This window comes from Deltaproteobacteria bacterium (genome assembly GCA_020845775.1).
GTDB lineage: Bacteria > Bdellovibrionota_C > UBA2361 > SZUA-149 > JADLFC01 > JADLFC01.
The window spans coordinates 1-10,970 of sequence record JADLFC010000002.1 but is presented as its reverse complement, the minus strand read 5'-3'; the positions used below and the strand labels follow the sequence as shown (position 1 = coordinate 10,970).

At 45.4% G+C, this 10,970-nt stretch carries 8 protein-coding genes; 6 read left to right on the top strand and 2 right to left on the bottom strand.

Annotation, left to right across the window (positions count from 1 at the left end; genetic code table 11):
* Positions 1 to 64: 64 nt before the first annotated feature.
* The 4 genes from IT291_00180 (at position 65) to fliS (ending at position 6,628) form a co-directional block, all read left to right on the top strand.
* Entirely contained in the window at positions 65 to 2,923 is a 2,859-nt protein-coding gene (locus IT291_00180) for a protein kinase family protein (GenBank protein ID MCC6219638.1), read from the top strand.
* Between the two features lie 222 nt (positions 2,924 to 3,145).
* Positions 3,146 to 4,525 carry a flagellar filament capping protein FliD gene (gene fliD / locus IT291_00175; protein MCC6219637.1) on the top strand — a complete coding sequence of 460 codons (1,380 nt, stop codon included), beginning with the start codon at positions 3,146 to 3,148 and terminating at the stop codon, positions 4,523 to 4,525.
* A gap of 54 nt (positions 4,526 to 4,579) precedes the next feature.
* On the top strand, positions 4,580 to 5,971 hold the full coding sequence (gene fliD, locus IT291_00170) for a flagellar filament capping protein FliD (GenBank protein MCC6219636.1): 1,392 nt from the start codon (positions 4,580 to 4,582) through the stop codon (positions 5,969 to 5,971).
* Positions 5,972 to 6,127: 156 nt separating this feature from the next.
* The gene (gene fliS, locus IT291_00165) at positions 6,128 to 6,628 is read left to right on the top strand and encodes a flagellar export chaperone FliS (protein ID MCC6219635.1); all 501 of its coding nucleotides are present in this window, start codon (positions 6,128 to 6,130) and stop codon (positions 6,626 to 6,628) included.
* Here the strand turns inward: fliS and maf are convergent.
* On the bottom strand, positions 6,597 to 7,241 hold the full coding sequence (gene maf, locus IT291_00160; GenBank protein ID MCC6219634.1) for a septum formation protein Maf: 645 nt from the start codon (positions 7,239 to 7,241) through the stop codon (positions 6,597 to 6,599). The two genes, fliS and maf, sit on opposite strands and share 32 nt — an antisense overlap.
* Before the next feature lie 69 nt (positions 7,242 to 7,310).
* A complete protein-coding gene (locus IT291_00155; GenBank protein MCC6219633.1) occupies positions 7,311 to 7,925 on the bottom strand; it encodes a Rieske (2Fe-2S) protein in 615 nt (204 codons plus the stop codon).
* A gap of 249 nt (positions 7,926 to 8,174) precedes the next feature.
* Between IT291_00155 and IT291_00150 the strand changes: the two genes are divergently transcribed.
* The gene (locus tag IT291_00150; GenBank protein MCC6219632.1) at positions 8,175 to 9,797 is read left to right on the top strand and encodes a hypothetical protein; all 1,623 of its coding nucleotides are present in this window, start codon (positions 8,175 to 8,177) and stop codon (positions 9,795 to 9,797) included.
* A 21-nt stretch (positions 9,798 to 9,818) separates the two neighbouring features.
* On the top strand, positions 9,819 to 10,775 hold the full coding sequence (locus IT291_00145; GenBank protein ID MCC6219631.1) for a phospholipase A: 957 nt from the start codon (positions 9,819 to 9,821) through the stop codon (positions 10,773 to 10,775).
* Positions 10,776 to 10,970: the final 195 nt, after the last annotated feature.

Sequence of the window (10,970 nt, the reverse complement as noted above, 5' to 3'; positions counted from 1 at the left end):
GGGTGCGAATGCGTCCCAGACAGTGAAAGTGGTTTAGTGTATTTGCAGTGTTGGAATTCTATTGGTGACTCATAATTCTTCGCGTTCTCGAATTGCTGGAACAAATCAAGGTTACTCCCAAGGGGAAGGGGGAGGAGCTGCCGATTTGTTTAATATTGTTAGCTTAGAACAGCTCGACTCAAGCTCGCAGAAGAGAGTTGAAAGAGCTATTTCTCAGATTGCTCCTGAGGCGACGATAATTGGTGTTCATGTAACACCTCGATTTTGGGATTTAAGACCCATTATCGTAGTGCCGGGAGAGGGAAGGCCATCGATTATTCGATGTTTGGGACCTGAAATTTCTCTCGCTGAAAATATATCGGCGCGCATGCAGGAATTGCTAAATAATGTTAGCTCAGACAAAGAATTAGCAGAAATTTGTCAAATTCTCGAATGGGGTGCTTTTGAAGGGCAACTCTATTATCGCAGATATCTAGTGGATTCCACTTTAGCTGAGGACTTTCAAAATACGCAGGGGCTCGATTTTAAGGGAGCCGTCACGCTAGCGCAGAATATAGTGGACGTAGTCGATAGCTTGCATTCTAGAGGGATTGTTCACGGACATATAGCATCGTCGAATGTCGCGGTATTAAATAGCGGCAAAGTGGCTTTAATCGATGCAGGTGCGGGATTGGCAATTGCTCAGGCATCTTCAGCGCTAGGCGTAGAGGCTTTCCCATCGGGGTATTTTTTCTACTCTTTTGCACCAGAAACATTATTGGGTGAAATACCTGGCACAACTGCCGATGTGTTTGGGTTAGGATTGGTGTTGGGAGAATTGTTTTCTAGGCTGGCGGAACTTGGTGAGAGCAATGAATCAATTACTAAACCGGATAGAGTTGCCTTGCACATTATAAATGGCGCCCTATCGGAAATGTGTGATGAGACGCCGAAAAATCGGCCCTCCATAGCTCAAGTTAAAGCATTGCTAAGTGAGACCTTGGCAAACGTAGATAAACCAGCCGAGGTGGAACTGCGAGAAACGGCAGTTTCTAGCGAGAAAGATACCGGCGGTAACGGCGAATCGGTATCGGTAGTAGGAACTGGAAAGATAATTAGGACGCCAAGCGCAGTTCTCTTGCCACCTTCAACTAAAGAGAGCGTGCCTTTAAACGCTACCGATGTATCCTCTAGCGCAGAGACTAGTGCCAATGTTACTGCCAAGCCAGTATCGTTAAGCGATGACACTGAAATCGTGGCGGATCGCGTTGCGGAAACTACTGATGTTTCATCGAGTCATCCGTTGGAAATGCCGCAGGAGTTGCCAGGGCAAGCGTCGCGCAAGTCGATAGCGTCATTTAGCGCGGAACGAGCGCCTGTTCGGGAATATGTGCCTCGACCGAAGGATGTAATTGAAGGTGGTTTGGAGGAGTATAAAGAGCCTACTGAGGCTGTTGGTTCTGTGGAGAAAAGAATTCCACCTACTCATGCGCATCTCGGGCGCCCGAGCAAGACCAGCGTTTCGATATTGGCAACTGTGCTGCTAATATGCGTGATAGTTGGCATAATGGTTTTTCGCAATGGCGAGCTAGATCCGGAACAGATTGCAAGTTATAGCAATGACGAACTCGAGAGCAACTGGAACAGTAAGAGGCCCTCGCTCATGTCAATTGTCGCTAGAGCTGCGCTAAATGGTGCATATTCGAATCCTTTTGCGGAGTCGTTAATTATCAGTTCCGCTATCCGAGGGGATGAGCTAGGTGAAAGCGTAGATGCTTCACTCCTTAGGATTGCCTTTGATGAACAGTGGGAGGCGCAATTAACTGAATCCGATAGAAAGCTAGCGTTGACGTTGGCACTGACCAAGTTGTTGAGAGATAATATTCCAGCAGAGTTGCCCGAACTCCAAGACGTTCATCCTGGCGTTTTGTTGGCTATAGCAGTTTCGGCGGGGTCGAATGTTGCTCGTGTCTTGAAAAATGTTCCAGCGGAGGTTCTCGGCGAGCTGCCCCCTCCAATCGGGCCAGCATTTATAAAGATCATCTCCGCTGATGCAACTATTTCATGTGGAGATACGGTTATTCGGGATCTGGCCCGTTTTGTTACGGGCGGTATCGCTGATTCAGAGCAGTTGCTTGGATTTGTAAGTCATGACTTTAGCACGCGCCTTCAGGCGTTAGCAGTTCTATTTTCTGCCGATGATACCTCTATAAGGCAGATACTTACAGTTTTGTTAGAACATCCCAATGTTAGGCTTAACGATCCTGCTGTGTTATGGGCAAGAACTTGGCAGTTAAACCAGTGGTCTGAGTTAACTGATGCGGACAAGTTGTACCTATTGGCCGGGACTAAGCCCTTGGCCGATCCAGATGTTGCGAATCTGGGAAAAATGTTTGCTCATCCCTCGCCAGATATTAGAGGAATGGCAATTAAAAGTGGTTTGGAGAAGATTAAATTTAATCACCCCGGCGCTTATGCTGTTTTATCGCGCTTGTCAGAAAACCCAAGTCTCTTACAGCCCAAGCAGACCGTGCAACTCGCTCAATTCCTAGAACGGCCCAATTCAGCTACGGCAGAGGCGGTGAGAGCGTGGCTAGATAGCTCGCCCGCGACCGAGATCCTTTCTGTTATGTTGTTGAGCACGTCTGGCAACAGCGAGTCGTCCTTGCTGGACTTCGAACTAGCGCGGCACCTGCAAGATCACGCCTGGGAGCCGAATGTTTCCGAATTGCATAAGTTGATTGCTCATCCAGAAAACCTTGCTCGGTTATACGGATATAGTCGCACATTTATGCTAGCGGACGTCAACACAGCCAGGGAGATTCTTACTAAAGCAATAGAGACAGAAAAACATAAGGTCTTTGTTGATCAACTAAAAGTAATGCTCGCCAATTTAGAGGATATGTCCAAGGAAGGCGTTGAGGCGGTCGGAGAAGCTAATTGATTCTTGTTAGCCAAACTTCTTAGTCTTCCAGGGGGCAGCTCCTCCATTTATTAGCCACGAAAGTCCAGGAAAAACAAGCACTTCCTAGGCATTAGGAAATACCTAAAGTTTCGCCTAGATGTTACCGATATTATCGTTGATTAGAAGTAACTAGAAGCAATTCCTTCACTTTATGGGCGTGTCCAAGTGTCCTAGTGTGCTAAGAGAGCAGTAGTTGTACAAATGGCAGGTAGTATCAGTTTTCCAGGGATCGGAAGTGGGATTGACGGAGCAAGTATTGCTAAGTCGGTCTTCGACCATTTGACTCTTCAAAATATTCCTCGCAGCAATAAAATTAGCCTTCTCGGTCAGGAAAACGAATCGATTAACACGCTAAATAACCTTTTGCTTTCCCTTGCAGATAAGCTAGGCAAAATGAGAAGCGCCGATGGTGGAGCTGGTGGACGCGCCGCACTCAGTTCAAATGGAGAGGTTGCAACGGTCGTTGCCGATAGCAGCGCAAATCAAGGTTCGTATAGCCTAAGTGTTTCATCAATAGCTAGTTCTGCCGCAGGTTCGTTTAATCGAACCTTTAGTTCTGGGAGCGAATTTGTAATAGGCGATGCAGCGCAGAGTGGCGCAGTAACATTTACTGTGGGCGAAGGCGAAAGTGCTAAATCCTTCGATGTTCAGGTAGACGAACTCACGACTGCACAGGACGTCGTTGACCAAATTAATGAAAAGTCAGGCAATGCCGCAACGGCGAGCTTAGTAAATGTTGGTACAGAAAGCGAGCAGAGTTACAAAATTGTATTCCAAACAAGTTCTACCGGAACGGCCGAGGGCAGTGTGACAATTAGTGCTGATAACCCGGAACTATTTACTGCGAGTGCTTTAGACGGCCATATAGTGGATCAGGCTACTAATGCTAAGTTTACTATAAGCGGGGTAGGCGAAATAGAGCGGGAGTCCAATACAATTAATGATGTTATTTCGGGCTTGACGATTGAGCTCTCTCAAATCGGAGATACAAATATTAGCGTTAGTGCTGATGCGGCGACTAGCTCTGCGCAGCTTGGTGAGTTTGTCTCTGCTTTTAATTCAATTGTAGAATTTGTCAATAAAGAGGATCCGGTATCGGTCACTACCAAGAATGGCGAATCTCAAAACGTGTATGGTTCGCTATCGGGGACTAATATAGACGAAGATGTAGTATCGGCGATTCGCGAGGCGCTTTTCCAGGCAAGTGGCTCTGATGGCACGAAACTTTCTGCATTAGGCGTATCTACGGAAAAGAGCGGCAAGCTAGCCTTTGATCTAGAGACATTTGAGGAGGCTTTTAATAAAGACCCCACGGGTGTGATAGAGACTCTCACCAACTTAGCCGACAGAATCGCCGGAGTAAATGGCGTAGTGCACGGGTTTACCGGCTATAACAGGTCGATTGATTCGGCATTAACGGCAAACGAGAGCGAGATACGGAGTTTGCAAGATACGATTTCAAAAGTCGAAAGTAGCGCGACTGAGCGGCAGGAGGCAGTTTTAAGGCAGTTTCAGAGTTTAGAAGGTTTGCTTGCTAGGCTCAGTGCCGATGCGGATATTTTAACAAGGTTGTTGCAGTAATCGCCGCGAAGCGGTGAAAAGAAATAGAGATGCAAAGCCAAGGAGGGATTTAGCATGTCTGTAATTAAGTTTTCTGGACTAGCGTCCGGTATAGACTCAGTTTCACTCATAGATGCCATCATCGAGGCAAGAGAAGCCGCCAATGTTCATAGGCGCGAGGAGATAGAACTTTTAGAGAGCACAAATGATTCACTAGAAGAGCTAAATACCAAAATCCTGGCACTTAATGAGCTTATCGATCGCTTCAGGACGGCAAACGGTGGAGGCATAGAGAAAAAGGCCACCAGCTCCGATTCCACAGCCGTTACAGCCATTGCCGGTTCTAATGCCGTCAACGCTTCCTACGATATTTCGGTTACCTCTGTGGCTGATACGGCAAGTGGCTCAATGTACAAATCGGCTGGAAGTTATGCATCCACTAGTGCCGTGTTTTCCGCGACAACTGGGGTTCTCAGTGTAGATGTTGGCCTTGGTGCTGACAAAGTTTCGGTTACTGCTAGCGTAACTGGTGCAAGTACTACAATCCAGGAAGTGGTAGATGCGCTCAATGCAGATTCGGATGCCAGTGGCAGAGTTGTAGCTAGCTTGGTAAACACTGGAACTGAGGCTAGCCCCGCATATCAGATAATGCTCAATACACTTGAAACAGGTACGCAGCTTGGTTATCTCGACATCGATCCGACCTCTGTTTTTGCAGCTGATGTATCTAAAACTGCTTCGCAAGCCACCAATGCGCAGTTTACTCTGAGTGGCTTAAACGGCACAATCACCCGCGAGAGCAATATTATAAGCGATGTAGTAACTGGAGTGACGTTCAATCTGATAAAAGCGGACAGCGCTAGTATCACAATTTCTAACGACGAAGACAGCTCGGCTGAGCTAGTAGGTGAAATAGTTGATTCCTTTAACGACATCGTCGAGTTCATAAATGAAAACGATACCGTTACTCGAGTAGAAGATGAAAATCAGACCGATAATATATACGGCTCTTTAGCAAAGACCAGCGTAGACAATGATTTAGTATCTTTCTTTAGGGAGAGACTAGTAGCGGCGGAGTCTACTAATGGAACAGTTGTTACGAGTATGTCCGAACTCGGGATATCTACGAACAGGGACGGAAGTTTGAGCTTCGATGCCGACGAGTTTAAGTCTCAGGTAGCGCAGGACGCTTTAGGTGCTTCGGAGGTTCTCACGGACTTTGCCGATAATGTGGCAGGTGTTGATGGTATATTATATGAGTTTACGAAGTATAACGGTTTTATAGATTTGGCGGTACAATCCAATGCCTCACAAATAGAAAATCTAAATAGCGCCATTTCTCAACTCGAAAGGACGACGGCTAAACTTAGAGAGAATCTAGAGGGACAGTTTTCTCGCCTGGAGACAGTTATGGGAAAACTTCAAAATACCCAACAGGCACTTAGTGGAATTTTAGGCGGATTGTAATGATATTAGGGACTTAGATGAGGGGCGGGGCTATAAAATTATTGAGCTAAAGGAGTGTGGCGAATTGTTACGATAAGTAATCTTAGGAGAAAGTAGGGGCAAACAAACGTTTGTCTGCGGTGGATTGAGTTATATAGGCAACCTGGAACAACGAAAATGTACGGCAAATCTGCACATAAGCAATATACAAGCGTTCAAATTTCAACAATAGATCGTGGCCGCTTGTTGCTAATGATGTACGATGGCGGTATTAACTTTCTCAAGCATGCAAAGAGCGGCTTAGAAGCAAAAGACATTAAGAAGTTCGCTCGGTTTTTAAGCAAAGGGCAAGCAATTATTGCCGAACTAGTAAATACCCTAGATTTTGAAAAAGGTGGGCGCATAGCTAAAGAGCTGGATCAACTTTACGATTTCATGTTGTACTATCTAACTGAGGCAAATCTACAAAAAAGCCCAGAAAAAGTTCAACGCGTCATAGACCTTTTAGAGACTATAGCTGGCGCTTATAGAGAGATTATTGAGAGTGGCAGATATTTAGAATTGCTCGAGCAGATAGAATTGCCGAAGCCTGAGCCGGTTGCGACGCCGCCCGTCACTACAAATAGTTCCAAGGAAGAAAAGAATCCTATTCGCCCGGCCCCGCTGATTTCTCTGTAGAGTATTGTAGATAGGAAATTTTACACGCCTTAAGTTCCTCTATTACCTCTGCCATGGGCAGGCCGACTACGTTTGTATATGAGCCGTTAATCTTTCGAATGAAGGCGCCGCCGATTCCTTGGATAGCGTACGCGCCAGCCTTGTCTTCTGGCTCCCCGCTGGCGACATAAGCTCTAATTTCAGCGGGTGTCATGGGTGAGAATTCGACATCAGTTTGAACGGTTCTAGATTTGCAATAATCAATCGACTTGTTAGCAAGGCAAAAACCACTAATCACAGAATGGGTGATCCCCTGTAGCTTATTTAGCATTTCAAAGGCGTCTTGTGTATCGACGGGTTTTCCGAAAATTCTCCCTCCGCCCTTGCTCCATTGCTCTTGTGTTGCGAAGCTAGGAACTAATACAACGGTGTCGGCTGCTATGACAAAGGCATTTGGATGTAAGGCAGAAATAGTAGAAGCTTTCCTCGCTGCGAGCTTTGCTATGCTTTCCATTATTGAAGTGGTTTTTATATCAGACTCATCCACATTAGATGGAATTACGTCAAATTTTAAGCCGATGGAGCTTAATAGACTAGCTCGCCTTGGTGACGCCGAAGCGAGAATGAGCGTCATAGCAGAGGGCCTGTTATCGCTGCTTAAAAAATGCATTTTTTCTATCTAAGTTTGGTAAGTTTGGCCCTATTAATCATCTGAGCTAGAATGAATAGTATCGGTCATGTTGCTAAGGTTTTCATCCGGTAGCGGCTCCAGGTCGTCATCTTCTGTGTTCAAATCGTCTATGTCTTTGCCGAGGAGGACCTCGGGAATCTCTATGCCCTCCGGCACTCCCTCAGCGCCAATTTGCTCTCGAAGCTCAGTTAATCTCTTCTCGATTTCGTCTGTAGTAAAGCGGTAATTCGGGTTAACGGTTTTGCCAGAGTTAGCGTACAAGTGGTTGTCCTTGTACCGGATTTCATACCAAGGCAAGGGATGAGCGGCTGGGCCCTTGATGACTTCTCCAGTGTGTTTAAACTCCGAATAGCAGCAACTGCACATCATAGTGTCTTCTTGGTAAGTAAGGTCGCATCCGTCATACGTGCATCTGCCGCTTAGAACGCGCCAGCCCGTTTTGTCCCGATGGACGAGCATGGATTTGTCTATTAGGTACTGTTTGGCAAACAACAGATGCCTAACTTCACCTAAATCAAATTCGCCACCTGGTCTAACAAAATGCCTTGGCTTGCAAGATAGTAGGCACGACAAAAAAAACAGCAGCAGAGACGTTAGAGCTAAAAGTGAAAGAACTCTCTTGAACATAAATTTGGGAAATTGCACATTTTATAAGTGTAATGTAATGCTACTTAAACAAGATTTAGCATGCTTTAGCTATGCTATCAATACAAGATTTACGAATGTAATAACTGCGACATTATAGATTACTTAAAAGTGCCTTTAACGCTATTACGACCGACATTTTTTAAAATTAAGAATTCCATTGTGCATGAAGTGCTGTGGAGGCAGTCTATTAGGCGCAACCTCCTGTTACTGAGCTTTGCATTGGCCACTATGCTTTGCATTTTTGTTTGCGCTATGGTCGTCTTGGTCAGTATGCGCGGGGATCCTTTTTTTGAAGCCATTATCCCAGCAAAAATTATTCAGCTAATCTTTTTTTCCTTCTTTTTCTTGTTACTCGTGTCTAATGTGATTGCTGCGATTGGAAATTTGTTTTCCGCGGACTGCATGAATTTTTTTCTCATTTTCCCCGTATCCACTACGCGCCTATATTTTGCTCGGCTGTTATCTATTATGGCAGAGACAAGCCCTATGTATTTCATTTTTGCCTTTCCAATAGCCTTAGCCTACTGTCTATCGCTTGGGCTGGGGGTTAGGTTTTTAATAGTAGGCCTTTCTGTTTCAATACCGTTTTTGTTTATCTTGTCAGGAATATCTGTTGTGATTGCCAGTATTTTGATGGCGGTGTCAATGTATATAAAGAAACGGAAGCAGTTTTTTGGGTTATTACTGCTATTCTCAATTGGCTATGCAGCGTTATGTGTAATAGGTAAGCTCGCTAGTTTAGATATTAAACGGGGAGCGCAAAGTGCTAATGTTATCGTGCAGGCCATTGGCGTATTTAGCAATCCTAGTCCACTGTGGCTTCCCTCTCGATGGGCGTCAGATGTGCTTACTTCCTTTGTTGGGGAGCCCTTGGTGGGCAAAAACATTCAGTATTTATTGCTCATATGTTCAGCTATTGGTTCAATTGCGGCTGGGTATTTAACTTTTGATCTATTTTTCTTAAAAATCAAATCGCGCGTCGAGTCCGGCGAGGTGTCGCGCCGAAAAGTTCGCGAGGATTTTGTCGGAGTTCGATTGTTTAGGCGAGTCCATGATTATATCTATCGCTACTTTCCCATGAGTTTTCACGCGAGGGCCATTTTTAGAAAAGATTTTCTTACGATTTTACGGGATCCTACTAGGTCGTTACAGTGTGCGCTTTATTTTGTGATTGGGGCGCTTTATGTGTTGTCCTTTAGATTCATGGGTGCAGCTTTGGATATTGGAGGGATAGGCGATCAAGCGTGGTTAGCGCTGATGGCTAGCTTAAACATTCTACTGGGTGGTTTTATATTAGCTTCTGTTATGACTAGGTTAGTTTATCCATCTATTAGTTTGGAGGGGAAGGCGTTTTGGATTTTAAGAACTGCGCCTATAGATCTTAAGAGGCTGATAGCTATTAAATTTTCGATCTGGCTACCAATTACGATTTTGTGTGCTATGGCATTGCTGGTCTCCAGCGCCATTGTTCTGCGCATTGATGCTTTTTCAGTTATGTATACCGTTTTTGTTGCTATTGTTTTAAGCATTGGGTGTTCTGGACTCGCTGTCGGTTTGGGAGCAACATTTGCGAGCTTCGAGTGGGAAAGTCATACACAGCTAACATCTGGACTAGGAACAATGGTGTTAATGGTTTGTACGTTAGGCTTAGTGTTTATGACTTGCATTCTTTCGGCAACTTTATTTTTCTTGCAGGCTATTCCGAGGCTTCGAGATATTTTAGGACATTCAACTGCGGGAGTTATCATGGCAACGAGTATGTTTGCTATTTTGTGGCTAAATTTTCTTGTGGCAAAGTTAGCTTGCGAGAGGGGGGTAAGATCATTAGAGAGTAGTCTTAGTCAGGCCTAGTGCGAAGGAGAGAGAGGTAATATGCGCGGAATGAGATTTGGCGCGGTAGTCATGCTGATTTTTTGGGAAGTTCTGTTTTGCAGTGTGGCTATTTCACAGGAGGTTGATAGCGTCGTTCGCCCGTCATCCTTAAGGGAAGGGAAGCGAATTTTTGCAAAGGAAGAGAAGCACTTTGCCGAAAGAGTCTTGGAGGATTTGTCTGAGAGCGAAGGAGGCAGTAATGAGCATGTATTTCTTGCAGTGCATGAACGAAATTTTGTGCTTCCCCTTTCTTATAACACTACGCCAAACGAATCTGTGTCTAGCGTTGATAATCCGGATCGCTTGGAAATAAAGTTTCAGTTTAGTGCAAAGGTTAGACTTCCGGAGGAGGCGGTAAGTCTCGTTTCGGAGCAGTTAAATCGGCACATAGGTATCTGGTTTGCGTATACCAATACATCGTTTTGGCAGGCTTACAACGGCGATGAATCCTCGCCATTTAGGGAGACAAACCATAGTCCGGAGCTATTCATAGATTCGTTGCGCAAGTTCGAGTTTTTTGGCGTGACGAACAGTTTATTGCGAGTAGGTGCAGTGCATCAGTCGAATGGAAAAGGCGGAGAGCTTTCGCGAAGTTGGAACAGGGTTTATGCAGTGGCAGAGTTAGCGAAGGACGGTTTAAAGTTCGGCATAAAACCCTGGTACCGCATTCCCGAGACGCACGACGAAGGTGGTAGCGAGCGCGATGACAATCCGGATATACATAAGTATGTTGGTTATGGGGAGATGTACTTGTCTTACAGTTACAGATGTCAGGAGTTTTCTACAATGTTTAGAAATAACCTTCGAAGCGAAAACCGTAGCGGGATTCGCGTAGAGTATAGCCCATATTCTTGCTCTAGTATGTCTCCCTATTTCGAGTACTTTTATGGCTATGGCGAAAGCCTAATCGACCACGATCAGACGATGAACCGCATTAGCCTGGGGTTTAGTTTCTAGGGAAAGTCATAACGGCTGTGTAAGCAGGGCTTTCTTAAAACCAGGAACCCCGAGGATGTCCCAAAAGTGCAGGATCGTGAGTAAATTTGGTTTACTGGATTTTGTATTTGGATAAGGGAAGAGTGTTCGCAGGAGCATGTGATGGGAGGTAGGCTCGGGGCTGACTGCCTCTGGCTCCACTGCCGCTTTTGTTGG

Excerpts from the sequence above, each read along its gene's own strand:
- IT291_00145 (MCC6219631.1), top strand. The coding sequence starts at position 9,819 with ATGCGCGGAATGAGATTTGGCGCGGTAGTCATGCTGATTTTTTGGGAA.
- IT291_00150 (MCC6219632.1), top strand. The coding sequence starts at position 8,175 with ATGCTTTGCATTTTTGTTTGCGCTATGGTCGTCTTGGTCAGTATGCGC.
- fliD (MCC6219637.1), top strand. The coding sequence starts at position 3,146 with ATGGCAGGTAGTATCAGTTTTCCAGGGATCGGAAGTGGGATTGACGGA.
- maf (MCC6219634.1), bottom strand. The coding sequence starts at position 7,241 with ATGACGCTCATTCTCGCTTCGGCGTCACCAAGGCGAGCTAGTCTATTA.
- fliD (MCC6219636.1), top strand. The coding sequence starts at position 4,580 with ATGTCTGTAATTAAGTTTTCTGGACTAGCGTCCGGTATAGACTCAGTT.
- IT291_00155 (MCC6219633.1), bottom strand. The coding sequence starts at position 7,925 with ATGTTCAAGAGAGTTCTTTCACTTTTAGCTCTAACGTCTCTGCTGCTG.
- fliS (MCC6219635.1), top strand. The coding sequence starts at position 6,128 with ATGTACGGCAAATCTGCACATAAGCAATATACAAGCGTTCAAATTTCA.